At 74.0% G+C, this 14882-nt stretch carries 14 protein-coding genes; 10 read left to right on the top strand and 4 right to left on the bottom strand.

The window, feature by feature from the left end; all coding sequences use genetic code 11:
- Positions 1 to 3: 3 nt before the first annotated feature.
- Positions 4 to 810 (bottom strand): PIG-L family deacetylase, encoded by an 807-nt coding sequence (locus BJ983_RS22580; RefSeq protein ID WP_179795871.1) that lies wholly within the window; start codon positions 808 to 810, stop codon positions 4 to 6.
- A 16-nt stretch (positions 811 to 826) separates the two neighbouring features.
- The gene (locus BJ983_RS22575) at positions 827 to 1855 is read right to left on the bottom strand and encodes a hypothetical protein (protein WP_179795870.1); all 1029 of its coding nucleotides are present in this window, start codon (positions 1853 to 1855) and stop codon (positions 827 to 829) included.
- Positions 1856 to 2076: 221 nt separating this feature from the next.
- Between BJ983_RS22575 and BJ983_RS22570 the strand changes: the two genes are divergently transcribed.
- Both BJ983_RS22570 and BJ983_RS22565 read left to right on the top strand, forming a co-directional pair.
- Positions 2077 to 3372 (top strand): class I SAM-dependent methyltransferase, encoded by a 1296-nt coding sequence (locus BJ983_RS22570; protein ID WP_179795869.1) that lies wholly within the window; start codon positions 2077 to 2079, stop codon positions 3370 to 3372.
- A gap of 123 nt (positions 3373 to 3495) precedes the next feature.
- The gene (locus BJ983_RS22565; RefSeq protein WP_179795868.1) at positions 3496 to 4254 is read left to right on the top strand and encodes an SDR family NAD(P)-dependent oxidoreductase; all 759 of its coding nucleotides are present in this window, start codon (positions 3496 to 3498) and stop codon (positions 4252 to 4254) included.
- On the opposite strand, the gene BJ983_RS22560 is transcribed toward BJ983_RS22565, so the two are convergent.
- Complete coding sequence (locus BJ983_RS22560) at positions 4214 to 6079, bottom strand: TM0106 family RecB-like putative nuclease (protein ID WP_179795867.1); 1866 nt, start codon at positions 6077 to 6079, stop codon at positions 4214 to 4216. The genes BJ983_RS22565 and BJ983_RS22560 overlap by 41 nt on opposite strands.
- Before the next feature lie 146 nt (positions 6080 to 6225).
- Between BJ983_RS22560 and BJ983_RS22555 the strand changes: the two genes are divergently transcribed.
- The 8 genes from BJ983_RS22555 to BJ983_RS22520 all read left to right on the top strand — a co-directional run bounded on the left by BJ983_RS22555 (position 6226) and on the right by BJ983_RS22520 (position 14015).
- Positions 6226 to 6867 carry a DUF6474 family protein gene (locus BJ983_RS22555; RefSeq protein ID WP_179795866.1) on the top strand — a complete coding sequence of 214 codons (642 nt, stop codon included), beginning with the start codon at positions 6226 to 6228 and terminating at the stop codon, positions 6865 to 6867.
- 343 nt (positions 6868 to 7210) lie between these two features.
- Positions 7211 to 8227 (top strand): IclR family transcriptional regulator domain-containing protein, encoded by a 1017-nt coding sequence (locus BJ983_RS22550; RefSeq protein ID WP_179795865.1) that lies wholly within the window; start codon positions 7211 to 7213, stop codon positions 8225 to 8227.
- Complete coding sequence (locus tag BJ983_RS22545) at positions 8224 to 8910, top strand: ABC transporter permease subunit (protein WP_179795864.1); 687 nt, start codon at positions 8224 to 8226, stop codon at positions 8908 to 8910. The genes BJ983_RS22550 and BJ983_RS22545 overlap by 4 nt, the downstream gene beginning before the upstream one ends.
- Before the next feature lie 10 nt (positions 8911 to 8920).
- Entirely contained in the window at positions 8921 to 9985 is a 1065-nt protein-coding gene (locus tag BJ983_RS22540; RefSeq protein ID WP_179798118.1) for an ABC transporter ATP-binding protein, read from the top strand.
- Positions 9982 to 10788, top strand: a complete 807-nt coding sequence (locus BJ983_RS22535; RefSeq protein ID WP_179795863.1) for an ABC transporter permease subunit — start codon at positions 9982 to 9984, stop codon at positions 10786 to 10788. Before BJ983_RS22540 ends, BJ983_RS22535 begins: the two co-directional genes overlap by 4 nt.
- An 89-nt stretch (positions 10789 to 10877) precedes the next feature.
- Positions 10878 to 11897 (top strand): glycine betaine ABC transporter substrate-binding protein, encoded by a 1020-nt coding sequence (locus tag BJ983_RS22530; protein WP_179795862.1) that lies wholly within the window; start codon positions 10878 to 10880, stop codon positions 11895 to 11897.
- A gap of 147 nt (positions 11898 to 12044) precedes the next feature.
- A complete protein-coding gene (locus BJ983_RS22525; RefSeq protein ID WP_179795861.1) occupies positions 12045 to 13022 on the top strand; it encodes a glycine betaine ABC transporter substrate-binding protein in 978 nt (325 codons plus the stop codon).
- Between the two features lie 27 nt (positions 13023 to 13049).
- Positions 13050 to 14015: a glycine betaine ABC transporter substrate-binding protein gene (locus BJ983_RS22520; RefSeq protein ID WP_179795860.1), complete on the top strand. Its 966-nt coding sequence runs from the start codon at positions 13050 to 13052 to the stop codon at positions 14013 to 14015.
- Here BJ983_RS22520 and BJ983_RS22515 read toward each other — a convergent pair whose 3' ends face one another.
- Entirely contained in the window at positions 14016 to 14705 is a 690-nt protein-coding gene (locus BJ983_RS22515; protein WP_179795859.1) for an SDR family oxidoreductase, read from the bottom strand.
- Positions 14706 to 14882: the final 177 nt, after the last annotated feature.

The raw sequence follows: 14882 nt of genomic DNA, 5'->3' as shown, positions 1-14882 counted from the left end.
ACGCTACGCCGCGCCGGGGCCGAACAGGTCCGTCTCGAACGGTCCGCCCGTCGGCTCCCCGACCCGCAGGAACCACTCCGTGCCGAAGGCGGCCGCGAAGGCCTCGTCGGGCAGGGCGAGGAAGAACGAGTCGGGCGCGATCTGGCTGGCGTGGGCGCGCATGGCGTCGCGCTTGGCCCCGAGCCACGGGGTGACGTCGACGCGGGTGGTGAGCTCCGCCTCGGGCGTGCCCATCGCCGCCAGCTCGCGCTCGTCGGGCCCCTCGCCGTCGCCGAGCCCGAGGCCCATCTCCCGCGCCATCGCCATCAGGCGGCGCATCTCGTCGCGGTTGGTGGTGGCCTGGTAGACCCGCGGCGTGCCGGCGAGCTCGGCGGCGCGCTGCCCGACGTGGTGGACCTGCACGTGGTCGGGGTGGCCGTAGCCGCCGTGGTCGTCGTAGTGGGTGAGGACGTCCGCGTCCTCCTCGCGCAGGATCGTCGCCAGCCGCTCGGCCGCCTCCTCGACGTCCGCCGCGGCGAAGGCCCCCTCGGCGGTGTTGGTCGCGGTGCCGACCATCCCGGAGTCGACGTAGCCGAGGAACTCGGTGCGGGCGGCCCCGAGGATGCGCGCCGACTCCAGGGTCTCGGCGTGCCGGCGGTGGGCGAGGGTCTCCCCCTCGTCGAGCACGTTCGGGACGATCTCGCCGTGCTCACCGCCGGTGGCGATGACGAGCACCACCCGGTGGCCGGCGTCCGCCGCCGCCCGCATCACCCCGCCGCAGGTGATGCACTCGTCGTCGGGATGGGCGTGGAAGGTCACCAGCGTCGCCACGACCGCGCAGCGTAGGTCAGCCCAGCGTGAAGGACAGCACGAGGATCAGGATCACGACGACGACCACGGCCGCCGTGCCGAGCGTCGACGCCAGGTCGCGCCGCCCGCCGTAGAACACGTGCGACCCCGCCATGCCCGACGACGGGTCGCGCCGCTCCGGCGCGCGGTCCGCCCACGGCGGGGTGGTCCGCGACGCCGGGACCGGCGCCGACGGCCGCCGACCCGCCTCGATCCCGGGGACCACCTGGGTCCGTTCCGGGACGTCGGACGTCGCCGGCCAGGAGGTCGGCGGCCCGAACGACGGCGGCCGGAACGCCGACGGCGGCACGACCTGCGTGGCGTCGGCGGCGTCCGGCACCACCTGCGTGACGTCGGCGTCGGGGACGGCGGGGGTCGGGCTCCACCGGAACGGCGGCGGGAAGGGGTCCGGGGGAGCGACCGGTCGCGGGGGCGGGACCGGATGCTGCACGGGGAACGCGTCGGTGCCCGGTGCGGCCACCACGTCGCTCGGACGGGCGGGCCGGGAGCGTGTTCCGCCCGGTGCCGTCGGCAGGGGGTCCGCCGCGGTTGGCACGGGAGCCGTGGGCCCGACGGGGGTCGGACCGACGACGGGTGGGAGCGGGTCCGCCGCGGGCGGGGCGACCGGGAGCGGGTCCGACGCGGCAACCGGCTCGGGGGGAGCGGTCTCGGTGCGAGCCGACTCGGCGGGAGCGGCCACAGCGGGAGCGGCCACGGCGGGAGCGGTCTCGACGGGAGCGGTCTCGACGGGAGCCGGCGTTGCCGCGGCAGGTTCGGCAGCGGACTCGGCGACGGCGGCCTCGGCGGCAGCGGGTCGGGCGACGGCGGGCTCGCCGGCGGCCGGTGGCGGCGCCTCAACCGTCCGATCGGGTGTGGTCTTCGTCGCACTTGCCGCGGCCCAGGCGGGCGCCTCCTCCTCGCGACGGCGCGCGACGAGGGCGTCGCGACGGCGGCGGTAGGAGGTCGCGTCGATGCGTCCGGCGGCGAGATCGCCGTCGAGCCGCTGCAGCTCCTCGCTGGCGTCCACTGCCCGGCCACCCTCTCCACGATCCGCCGACGGCAGCACGGTAACCGACGAAAACCCCGACGGGAGGGTCGCCGGACGAGGCGGGCACGATCCTGCAGCCCCCGACCGAACCGCGCGAGATCGCCACCACCCGCCCGAACGATCGAGCCGTCGGCGACGAAGACGATGCCGACGGAACTCCGTCGCCCGTTGACACCCCAGCGTCGAGAGGGACCCCCGCCGTGTCGTCGACCATGCCCGTCCCCGATCCCACCCCGGTGCGCGGCGAGCGCATCGTCCCGCGTCCCGCGGAGGGGGTGTGGCCGGGTCTGCAGGATCCCGGCGAGAACCGGGTGCGGATGGTGATCGCCCGGTCGCTGCTGCGCGCGGCCGTGCGGCGGATGCCGATGCGTCTGGTGTGGCCGGACGGCTCGAGCGAGGGCGCGGGCGACGCGACCAGCCCGGCCATGCGGATCATCCGCCCGGAGGCGTTCTTCACGCGGCTCGGCACCGAGGGCCTGATCGGCCTCGGCGAGGGCTGGATGGTCGGGGACTGGGATTCCGACGACCTGGTAGGCGTCATGTGCTGCTTCGTCGAGCACATCGAGTCGCTCGTGCCGCGCCCGGTGCGGAACCTGCGCCGGCTCTACGACCGGGGTCAGCCGCGGGAGGAGCGCGCCGCCGACGCCGCCGTCTCGCAGGAGAACGTGCACCGGCACTACGACCTGTCGAACGACCTCTTCGAGCTCTTCCTCGACGAGTCGATGATGTACTCCGCGGCCTGGTTCGACGGCCCGGTCGGCCCCGACGGCCGCCCGCTGGAGTCGCTCACCGCCGCCCAGCACCGCAAGGTCGACGGCATCCTCGACCTCGCCGGGGTCCGCGACGGTTCACGCGTCATCGAGATCGGGACCGGGTGGGGCGAGGCCGCCATCCGGGCCGCGCAGCGCGGCGCCCACGTCACCACCCTCACCCTGTCGGTCGAGCAGGCGGAGCTGGCGCGCACGCGGGCCGAGAAGGCCGGGGTGTCCGACCGCATCACGATCGACATCCGCGACTACCGGGACGCGCAGGGCGAGTACGACGCCGCGATCTCCATCGAGATGATCGAGGCGGTCGGCGAGCGCTACTGGCCGGAGTACTTCCGCACCGTCGACCGACTCCTCGCCCCCGGCGGCCGCTTCGGGCTGCAGGCGATCACGATGCCCCACCACCGGCTCCAGGCGACGAAGTCGTCGTACACCTGGATCCACAAGTACATCTTCCCCGGCGGCATCGTCCCGAGCGTCGAGGCGATCGAGCAGACGCTCGCGCGCCACACCTCGCTGCGCATCGACGGCCGACGCACGATCGGCCTCGACTACGCCGAGACCCTCCACCGCTGGCGGGACACCTTCCTCGCCCGCGAGGCGCAGGTCCGGGACCTCGGGTTCGACGAGACCTTCGTCCGGATGTGGGACTTCTACCTCGCCTACTGCGAGGCCGGGTTCGCCTCCCGCTACCTCGACGACTGGCAGTTCGGGATCGCGCGGTCCTGACGACCGGCGTGGGCTCGGTCGGTGTGAACCCCCACCCGTAACGGTCAGGCCTGACCGTCGAGGGGATAGCCTCCGCGCGAAGCGGGACCACCCGACCCGAGCCTCCCGAGGAGTGCACCAGTCATGGACGCAACCGACGTCGCCGCCATCGTCACCGGAGGGGCGTCCGGGCTGGGCGGGGCGACCGTCCGGCGGCTCGCCGCCGACGGCGCCCACGTCATCGCCATCGACCTGCCGAAGGCGATCGACCACGCCGAGAAGCTCGAGCGCGTCGACTACGTCCCGGCCGACGTCACCGACGGCGACCAGGTGCAGGCGGCGGTCGACGCCGCCGTCGGCACCGGCCTGCCCCTGCGCGTGGTGGTGAACTGCGCCGGCGTCGGCACGGCGGGCCGCGTGCTGTCGAAGAAGGGCCCGCACGACCTCGGGGTGTTCTCGCAGGTCGTCGGGGTGAACCTGATCGGGTCCTTCAACGTCATGCGGCTGGCCGCCGCGGCGATCGCGCAGACCGAGCCGCTCGACCACAACGCGCGCGGCGTCATCGTCAACACGGCGTCGATCGCCGCGTTCGAGGGCCAGATCGGTCAGATCGCCTACGCCGCGTCGAAGGGCGGCGTGGTCGGCATGACCGTGCCGGCGGCCCGCGACCTCGCGCAGTACGGCGTCCGCGTGCTGACGATCGCCCCCGGGGTCATCGACACCCCGATGCTCGCGGGCGTCGAGGAGTCCTTCCGGGCCGACCTCGCGAAGGGCGTGCCGTTCCCGCAGCGCCTCGGCGACCCCACCGAGTACGCCAAGCTCGTCGCGATGATCGTCGACCACGACTACCTCAACGGCGAGGTCATCCGGATGGACGGGGCCCTGCGCATGTCGCCTCGCTGACCCGCTCGACCGGCTCCGGCCGGTCCGGCTCCGGTCCGGGCTCCCCGGACCGGAGGTCGTCGAGGTGCGGTACGGCCAGCACCGCGTCCGAGGTCATCCACGTCCGCAGGGCGTGGGTGGCCCGGACGTCGTCCTCGTTGTAGACCAGCAGCCGGTCGCGCATCGCGGGCTCGGGCTCCCCGCCGTCCAGGGCGACCGCGCGCCGGTACCAGCGCATCGAGTTCTCCCCGCCGGCCTCCGGGTCGCGCCACGCGAACCCGGCCGAGGGTGCGACCCGCTTCAGCCCCTTGCCGTGCGGACACAGGAACGACGTACTGACGGCCGGGAACAGGTCGATCCACTCGTCGGAGGCGATGAACGCCTCCACCTCCGCCGCGGGCGGGATGCCCGGCTCCCCGGCGAAGCGTTCCACCGAGCCCCGCAGCCACCGGTTCTCGGCCTGCTCGTTGTAGCAGTAGGAACGGAACGTCAGACCCCGCTCCGCGGCGCGTCGACGCACGTCGGAGAGCCAGGACCAGAACGCCGCGAACGACCGCGCCTCGTCGCGCGTCGGCACCGGGTCCCACGTCGCGAAGCCGCGGTAGCCGTGCTCGAGGCCGATGTCGGCCCCGGAGAGCAGCACGCCCCACAGGTAGGCGCCGTCCTCCCCCAGGCTCTCCATGTCCACGTCGACCTCGACCGCGCCCCGCGGCACGTCCGGCCGGGCCACCCGCCGTACCAGCGGCACGTCCGCCCGCCAGGCACGCGCCAGCGCCACGGCCTCGCGCAGGTCAGTGGAGAGCTCGCCCCCCGCGTGCTCGTCGGTCGCGTCCCCGGGCTCGGGCAGGCCCTGCCGGGGATCGAGGGCGGCGAGCATGCGCACCGTGGTGATGCCGCGGCCCCGCAGCCGCAGCGCGTCCTCCCCGCGCACCACGAGGCTCACGTCGTCGGCCCGGCGCAGCTCGGCCTCGCACACCGGCCACCAGGGGCAGCGGCGGCACTCGGTGATGCGGGACGGCTCCGCCAGCGCCGGCCCGCTGGTGCGGGCGGCCGTGGCGACGGCCAGCCGGTCGGTGAACCGCCGGTCGTACGTGTCGAGCGGGCTGCGACCCGCCTCCTGCCCCGGCCCGGCGGCGAGGTCGGTCCACACCACGCAGTCGGCGTCGAGCCCCACCACGCCGCCCCAGGCACGCAGGGCACCCAGGCCGGCGGCCGCGAGCATCCGGTGCAGGTGGGCCAGGCGCAGGACGTCCCGGGAGACGGCCCGGACCCGCCGGTGCGGGTCGACGGTCGCCGACGACGGGTGCGGACGGTCCAGCGGGGAGGTCAGCGCTCCGGCGCCCGGGTCGCTGACCCGGTGCCGCACCACGATGACCGGGTACCAGCCGCCGTCGTCGCCGTCCGCCCGCACGAGCAGCTCGGCGTGCCCCCGCCGGCCGGCGCCCGGCGGCAGCTCCGCGGCCCCGATGGCGCGCACCGTCGGATCGGCCGCCAGCGCGAGCGTCGCCTCCACCCGCTCGGCCCGCCGCCCGTCGGGCACCCGACGGAACGCCGCGCCGAGCTCCGCCGCGAACCGCGCGGCGAGCTGAGCGCGGTGTTCCGCGGCGTCGGCCACCCGCATCTCCACGCCGGGATCGGGTTCCGGGAGCACGATCTGACCGGCCCCCTCGACCCCCGTGGCGCCGTCCGCCCGACCGGCGGCCGGGTCGTGTTCCAGGTGGACCCGGCGGCGGCACCGCGTCGTGACGGCGGCGTCGAGCAGCACCGCGCCCGGAGCCGGCACCGACCGGTGCTCGAGGTCGAGCTCCGCTCCGCTGCGTCTCCGGTCGTCGGGAGAGCTGCTCATGGTCGTCAGGGTGCCACGGACCCCCGACGGTCTCCGTGTCACCGCCCACGGAGGGGGCACCACCGTTAGGGTCCGGCCCCGGGTGGGGAACATCCCCGCGAGGCGATCATCCCGGGTCCTCCCGGGGACGAGCGGGGAGGACCCCAATGGCACGGCGCACCAGTCACACGGTCGAGCTCGAGGGCGGCGACGGCGTCGTCATCTGGTCCCGCAAGGCGGCCAAGCACGCGGCGAAGGCCGAGAAGCACGCCGGCCGCGCCGCGAAGGCCGACCGCCTGGCCGCCGAGCGGCGGGCGGAGGCGGCCGAGGCCGAGAAGGCCCGGGCCGCGGAGGACACCCACCTCACCGGCGCCACCGTGAAGCGGTGGATCGGGATCGCGCGCATCGTCGTGCCGATCGCCGCGCCGTTGATCTACCAGGCCGTGGGCGCCGCCCGCTCCGCCCTCGACGAGCAGCGCGCCCGACGCTTCGGTGTCGCGCCCGACGAGCTCTCCTCCTTCTCCGGGCGCGGCACCGGGCTGTACGCGCGGGCCCACAGCATCGCCACCTCGATCCGCGAGATCGAGCGCCGCCGTGAGGGCGACGCCGACGTCCGCGCCTTCGCGCGCGACGCCCGGGACCGGCTCTCCGACCTCGAGGCCGCCGTCCGGTCCGCGGAGCAGATGCCGACCGCCCGGCGGCGCCGCGCCCACGTCGCCGTCGCCGAGGAGCTCGACCGCCTGGAGGCCCGTCTCCTCGAGCTGTGGGGCCTCGACGGGACCCCCGGCCTGCCCGCCGGCGGGAGCTGATTCCACCCCGACCGGTCGGCGGAATCTGCAACACGCCGATCCCCGGGACCGCCCGGCCGGGTGGATCTCGACGGATCACGCCGGGTCACGATTCGGCCTCGACGGCTTCACCCGCCCGAGACCACGTCGCCCTGACCAGCGGCGTTCACCCTCGGCTGCCCACGATTCCCACCGTGCGTCACGAGGTTGCTCCGTCGTTGCCGTGACGTGTCCACCAGAAAGACCCAACTTACGGGTGACAACCTGGTGGCCATCCCCTTAATCTCTGCGCGGCCGTTGCCACAGAAACAACGACCGTTGTCCCTCACGCTCCCCGCGTCAGGGGAGCCGAGAGGGGGGCCAGGTGAGTCCGCGAGCGCCGCGTCGACCGTCCGCCTCCGCCGCCCCGACCGCCTCGGTCTCCTCCTCGGACCACGAGCCGGACACCGGCGACGGCGTCGACCCCGGCGACGACGAGCGCCGCGCGCGGGGCTCGCTGGAGGGCGGCCAGGTCCACCGCGCCCTCGCGATCCTCGAACTGCTCGGCGACCCGGAGTCCCGCGGGCTCGGCGGTCCGGTCGGCAGCGCGGACGTCCCGACGTCGTTCGGCGTCGTGGAGATCGCCCGCACCCTGGGCCGGGACAAGTCGCAGATCTCGCGCCTCCTGCGCCTGCTCGCCGACGCCGGGTTCGTCGAGCGCGAGGCGGGCACGCTGCGCTACCGCATCGGCACCCGGCTGTTCTCGCTCGGCGTCCGGGCCGTGAGCCGGCGGCTGCGCGACGAGGCCGACGCCCTCGTCGAGCGCGAGGCCGCGCTCCTCGGCGAGCGGGTCGAGGTCTGTGTGCGCAGCGGCGGCTCCGCCATGACGGTGGCCACCGCCGCCCCGGACAGCGAGCTGCGCGCCATCGGCTGGGTCGGCCGCATCGTGCCGCTGTCCTGCACCGCCACCGGCCGCGCCCTGCTGATCGACCTCGACACCCCCGCCGTCGCCCGGCTGATCGTCCCGGAGGGCCTCGCGCAGGCCGGCCCGGGCGCGCCGCGCTCGCTCGACGAGCTCGTCGCCCGCATCGGCGAGGACCGCGGGCGGGGCCTCTCGCTCGCGCGGCACGAGATGGACCGCGGACTGCTCGCCGTCGGCGCCCCGGTGCGCGACGCCACGGGCGGGGTGGTCGCCGCCGTCGGCGTCGCCGGCCCCGACTCCCGGATCGACCCGGTGCTCCCGGAGGTCAGCGCGGGTGTACTCCGCGCGGCCGCCGACCTCTCCCGGGCCCTCGGCGCCACCCTGCCGCCCCCGTCCACCGGACCGCCCCGACCACCACGGCAACGCCGCCCCCCGACCCCCAGTCCCGTTCCTCCGACCAGAAAGGAAGGAGTGTCGTGAACGTCTTCCAGTACTTCGGCGAGAACAGTGCCCAGATCCTGAACCTCACGATCCAACACGCCCAGTTCGTCTTCTACTGCGTCGCCATCGGCTCGATCATCAGCGTCGCGATCGGGCTGATCGTGTCCACCGGCGAGCCGAACCCGAACCGGTTCAGCTTCGACTGGTGGGCCACCGGCATCCGGGAGGGGTCGCTGCTCATCACCGCGGCCGTCCTCACGATCCCGTCGCTCGCCCTGTTCGTGCTCTTCCTGCCCATCACCGGGCTCGGCGTGACGACCGCGATCATCGTGCTCACGGTGTACACGCTCTACACGGTGCTCCGGAACACCGTCGCCGGCCTCACCGCCGTCGACCGGTCGATCCTCGAGTCGGCCCGCGGCCTCGGGTACGGCCGCATCCGCCGCCTCCTGACGGTGCAGCTGCCGCTGGCCTGGCCGGTCATCCTCAACGGCATCCGGGTCACCACGCTGATCTCGATCTCGATCGCGGTCGTCGCCTCGATCGTGCAGGGGCCGGGCCTCGGCAAGCTCCTGCTCACCGGCATCACCCGCATCGGCGCGGCCAACGCCTTCCCCCAGGTCCTCATCGGCACGTTCATGTGCCTCGTGGTGGCCGCCGTCTTCGAAATCGTCTTCGCCATCGTGCAGCGCCTGACCATCCCGAGGGGGATCCGTGTCTGAGACCGAGAACATGATCGTCCTGGAAGCCGTCGAGAAGGTCTATCCGGGGTCGACGTCCCCGGCCGTCGAACGGCTCGACATGTCCATCCCGCGGGGTGAGATCGTCATGCTCATCGGCCCCTCGGGCTGTGGGAAGACGACCACCTTGAAGATGATGAACCGGCTGATCGAGCCGACCGGCGGGCGCATCATCCTCGACGGCGACGACGTCACCGACGTCAACGGCGACCAGCTGCGCCGCAAGATCGGCTACGTCATCCAGCAGGGCGGGCTCTTCCCGCACTACTCGATCGCCGACAACATCGGCGTCGTCCCGAAGATGCTCGGCTGGGACAAGAACCGCATCAAGGAGCGGGCCGACGAGCTCCTCCACCTGGTGGGCCTCGAGCCGTCGACCTACCGCGACCGCTACCCGCGCCAGCTCTCCGGTGGTCAGCAGCAGCGTGTCGGCGTCGCCCGCGCCCTCGCCGCCGACCCGCCCGTCATGCTCATGGACGAGCCCTTCGGCGCCATCGACCCGATCACCCGTGACCGCCTCCAGGACGAGTTCCTCGAGATCCAGCGGACGGTCGGCAAGACGATCTGCTTCGTCACCCACGACCTGCAGGAGGCGGTCAAGCTCGGCGACCGCATCGCCGTGTTCGGCACCGGCGGCCGGCTCGCGCAGTACGACGCTCCCGACACCGTGCTGACCGCGCCCGCGGACGACTTCGTGTCCGACTTCGTCGGTGGGGGCGCGGCCGTCCGGCGCCTCTCGCTGCTCGAGCTCTCGCGCCTCGAGCTGCACCCGATCGAGACCGAGGAGAAGGCCGTCGGCAACCGCAACGGCACCCCGGTCGCCGAGGTCGACGGCTCCGGCCGGCCGGTGGCCTGGCGCCACCTGCCCGACCGGGACGCCGCGGGCACGACGCTCGTGACGGTCCCGCTCTCGGGCACGGTCTACGACGCGGTCGACGTCATGCTCGACGGCTCGGCCTCGTTGGTCGCGGTCGTCGACGAGGAGGGCCTGCCCCAGGGCGTCCTGCACTGGAACGACCTGGTGGCGGGCCTCAAGACGCGGGAGCGTGGCGCGTGACGGCCGTCGACCTGCAGCCGGGCGTCCCCACCCCGGCCCAGCAGCGCACCGAGGGCAGCGGCTCGCGCGGCTTCCTCGGCATGATCAAGGCGAACTACGACCTGCTGGTCGCGCCGATCATCGTGGTCGTCGGCCTCGTCGTCATGCTGCTCTACGTCGGCAACCAGACCCTCGACACGATCGAGGAGCGGGCCCTGGAGCCGGCGAACGTCTTCGGTCAGCTCGGCCAGCACCTGCTGCTGACGCTCTACTCGACGGTGCTCGTGCTGATCATCGCGGTGCCGCTCGGCATCGTGCTGAGCCGCCCGGGCGCGCGTCGCATCCAGGGGGCGGTGCTCGCCCTGGGCGGCTTCGCCCAGGCCCTCCCGCCCTTCGGCGTGCTGCTCCTGCTCGGCTTCTGGGAGTTCGGCGTCCGCAGTGCGGTCATCGGCCTCACGCTCGCGGCGCTCCTGCCGGTGCTGCGCAACACCGTGGTCGGGCTCCAGCAGGTCGACCAGTCGCTGATCGAGGCGGCCCGCGGCATGGGCATGTCCGCGCGCCAGACCCTCTTCAGCGTCGAGATCCCCCTCGCCGTGCCGGTCATCGTGGCCGGTCTGCGCGTGGCGCTGGTCCTCAACGTCGGTACGGCCACCCTGGCCACCTACATCGGGGCCGGCGGTCTGGGCGAGCTCGTGCAGCAGGCCCTGCGGCTCAACCGCATCAACCTGCTGTTCGTCAGCGGCGCGATCATCGCCGCCGTCGCCCTCCTCATCGACTGGCTGGCCGGGGTCGCCGAGCGAGCCATCGTCGCCCGGTCCGGATAACGGCCGGTCTGCCGTCCCGGGCGACATCGTGGGAGCCGCCCGGGGCACCACCTCAGGAAATCGATCATCGAGTGAAGGAGACACGTCCAGTGCAGTGGAAGCTCACGGGCGGCACGGGCCGCCTCCGCGGGTGGAGGGCCGGCGCGGTGACGCTCGCCGCCACCGCCCTCCTCGCCGCGGGTTGCGGCGGCCTGTCCGGCAGCGGACAGCCGGCGGCCTCGGGCGGCAGCCTCGCCGCCAGCGGCATCAACCTGCAGGGCCAGACCTTCACGGTCGGCGGCAAGGACTTCGACGAGCAGCTCTTCCTGTGCAAGGCGCAGGTCCAGGCGCTGCAGTCGGTCGGCGCGACGGTCAACGACCGCTGCGGCATCCAGGGCTCCGCGGCCGCCCGCGCCGCCCTGACGAGCGGCCAGGTCGACATGTACTGGTCCTACACCGGTACCGGCTGGATCACCGACCTCAAGCAGTCGCAGGTCATCAAGGACTCGCGGCAGCAGTACGAGGCGACGGCCAACCTCGACAAGCAGCAGAACAACATCATCTGGACGGAGCCGACGCCGTTCAACAACACCTACGCCATCGCCACGACGAAGGCGTTCGCGGACCAGAACAACATCCGCACGACGACGGACTGGGCCAACTTCATCAACTCCGGCAACCCGAACGCCACGCTCTGCGTGGAGCCCGAGTTCGCCGGTCGTGACGACGGCCTTCCGAACCTGCTGCGTACCTACGGCGTCACCAAGCCGTACAACTCGCCGCCGGCCGTCACCACGCTCGACACCGGCGTCGTCTACCAGGCGACCGCCAACGGCAACCCCTGCAAGTTCGGCGAGGTGTTCACCACCGACGGCCGCATCCCGGGTCTGAACCTGGTCGCGCTGCCCGACGACAAGAACTTCTTCCCGATCTACAACGCGTCCAACACCATCCGCGGTGACGTGGTGGCCCGGGCGCCGCAGGTGGTGACGGTCTCCAACGAGATCGCCAAGCGCCTCGACTACAACACGATGCTCGCCCTGAACGGCCAGATCTCCTCGCAGGGTCAGGACCCCGCGCAGGTGGCCCGCCAGTGGCTCCAGCAGCAGGGCCTGATCGGCCAGGGCTGATCCCGGCCGCTGTACGCCACGACGGCGGGGAGGTCCGGTTCGCCGGGCCTCCCCGCCGTCGTGTCCCACCCGCCGTCACAGGACCCGCCTCGGCCGGACCACCGTCCGGACCCGTCGTCGGGAACCTGCCGTCGTGAGCCTGCCGTCGTGACCTGGGGGAGCGAGCCGATGCGTCGACGCCTGCTGACCGCCGCGGTCGCCCTGCTCACCGCGACCCTCCTCGCGGGTTGCGGCGGCGACGCGCCGCGGGCCACCCCGCCCGGCAGCTTCGCCCGCGACGTCGACCTCACCGGCCAGACGTTCACCGTCGGCTCCAAGGAGTTCGACGAGCAGCTCCTGCTCTGCCGCATGACGATCGCCCTGCTGCAGTCGGCGGGCGCGACGGTCGTCGAGCGGTGCGACACCAAGGGCTCCGAGAACGTCCGCTCCGCGCTGACCACCGGCGCGATCGACATGTACTGGGAGTACACCGGGACCGCCTGGCGGACCTACCTGCGCCAGGAGGCCCAGCTCACCGACCCGCGGGACCTCTTCGAGGCCGTGCAGGTCGCCGACGCCGCCAACGGTGTCAGCTGGTTGCGCCAGGCCCCGTTCGACAACACCTACGCGGTCGGCGTGTCCGCGGCGGCCGCCCAGCGCCTCGGGGTGCGGTCGATCTCCGACCTGGCGCGCCTCGCCCGTTCCGGCTCGCCGGACGCGACGCTGTGCATCGACCAGGAGTTCACCGGCCGCGAGGACGGGCTGGTCGGGCTGCTGCGCACCTACGACTTCCAGTTCCCCGACGGCGCGCTCGACACCCTCGAGATCAACGGCATCTACGCCGCCGTCGCCGCGGGCCGCCCGTGCGTGTTCGGCGAGGTGTTCGCCACCGACGGTCGGCTCAACGCGCTGCGCATCAACACGCTGGCCGACGACCGCGACTACTTCCTGCCCTACCAGGCCGCCCTGACGGTGCGCACCGACGTCCTCACCCGCGCCCCACGCCTCGCCCTGCTCGGCGAGCGGCTCTCGCCGATGCTCACCGACCAGGTGATGCGCGAGCTCAACGCCCGCGTCTCCGTCGGACGCCGCTCCCCCGACGACGTGGCGCGGACCTTCCTGCGCGAGCAGGGCCTGATCGGCTGAGCCGATCACGGTTGCGATGATGCCCGGGTGCGGGTCCTGGGTGAACGGAGCGGCGGGAGGCGCACGGTCGCCGCGCTCGTCGTCCTCCTCGCCGCGATCCTGACGGCGGGCTGCGGCAACGCCGCGCCGCGGTCGGCCGAGGCGGACGGCGGACTGCTCGCGCGCCACGACCTGCGGGGGACCGGTTACGTCGTCGGCGGCGGGCCCACCACCGAGCTCCGGCTGCTGTGCCAGCTCACGATCGCCGCCGTGCAGGCCGCGTCCGGGGAGGCCACCGACGAGTGCGGCAAGGACGGCGGGGTCGACGTGCACACCGCGCCCGACCTCACCGACGTCGACACCGGGTGGGCGTCGTTGCGCACCCTCGGCCCCGACGGCGTCCCGGATCCGACCGGCGCGCCGGCCGACCCCGCCCCCGACCTCCCGGCGTTGCGGGCCGCCGACGCCGCCCGCGGCGTCACCTGGCTGCCGCCGACGCCGTTCCCCGACACGGACGTGGTCGTCGCCCGCGCCCCCGGCCCGGTGGGCGCGCTCGCCGTCCCCGGCACCGTGTTCTGCGCGGCCCCCGGCTCGGTCCCCGGCTCCGCCGTCGCACCCGGCACGGCGGCACTCGCCGCCGCGTACGGACTCCCCGCACCCGTCGTCGTGCCGGACGTGAACGCCGTGCTCGCCGGGGTGGCCACCGGCCGGTGCACCGCCGGCCTCGTGCCGGGCTCGTCCGGTCGGGTCCCGGCGCTCGGGCTGGCCGTACGCGACGACGACCGGCGGGTGCTCGACGACGGTCCCCCCGGGTCGCGGGGATACGCGCCGATGCTGCGGACCGGCGTCCTCGACGGTCGTCCCGCCGTGGCCGCCGCCCTCTCCGACGTCACGACCCGGCTGGACGGGCCCGCCGTCCGCGGGATGGTCCGGGAGGTCGAGGTGGACGGACGCGACCCCCGCGACGTCGCGCGCCGCTGGCTGGTGGCGCAGGGGCTGATCGCGACGGGCTGATCAGCCGCCGTGGACCGAGGGGCCGGTGCGTCCGCCCAGGTCGTCGATCGCGGTCCCGAGCGGTTCGGTGCCGTTGATGAGCTCGAGCGTCCGCCCGATCGTCGCCGGGGCGTCGAGCAGCGCGATCAGCGTCGTGGCGACGTCGGCGCGGGTGACCTCCTCGTGGCCCACCGGCTGCTCGGCGAGGCGCACCCGCCCGGTGGCGGGCTCGTCGGTGAGGACGCCGGGGCGCAGGATGGTCGCGTCGAGGTCCCGCCCGCGCACGCCCTGCTCGGCCTCGGCCTTCGCCCGGAGGTAGGAGCCCCAGACCGAGTCGTCGTCGGCCTCCGACGGCGGGTTCTCCGCGCCCATCGAGGACACGAGCAGGTAGCGCCGGACCCCCGCGACGGCGGCCGCGTCCGCGAGCAGGAGGGCGGCGTCCCGGTCGACGGAGCGTTTGCGCTCGGCCCCGCTGTTCGGCCCCGCGCCCGCCGCGAAGACGACCGCGTCGGCTCCGGCGAGGTGCGTCGCGAGGTCGTCCGGCGTGGTGGCCTCGAGGTCGACCTGCACCGGCTCGGCGCCAACGGCCCGGACGTCGTCGGCGTGGTCCGGGTTGCGGATGAGGGCGACCGGCGTGTCACCCCGCTCGGTGAGCTGCTCCGCGAGCAGCAGGGCGATCTTCCCGTGGCCTCCGGCGATCACGACGCGCATGGCGTCGGCCTACCCGGGACACGACCGACGCACGCACTGCGCCGGTTTTGTCCGTTTCGGCGCAGGGTGGAATCCCGGGTCTTGCACACAACCGAAGCCCGTCGTGTGATGGACACCGCTGCGAGCGGAGCGACGAGGCCCACACCACGTCCGGGTTTCGCCGGCGTCCGTCCCCAC

This window comes from Actinomycetospora corticicola, assembly GCF_013409505.1.
Classification (GTDB): Bacteria; Actinomycetota; Actinomycetes; order Mycobacteriales; family Pseudonocardiaceae; genus Actinomycetospora; species Actinomycetospora corticicola.
The sequence above is the reverse complement of the archived record's forward strand: the minus strand, read 5'-3'. Positions and strand labels throughout refer to the sequence as shown.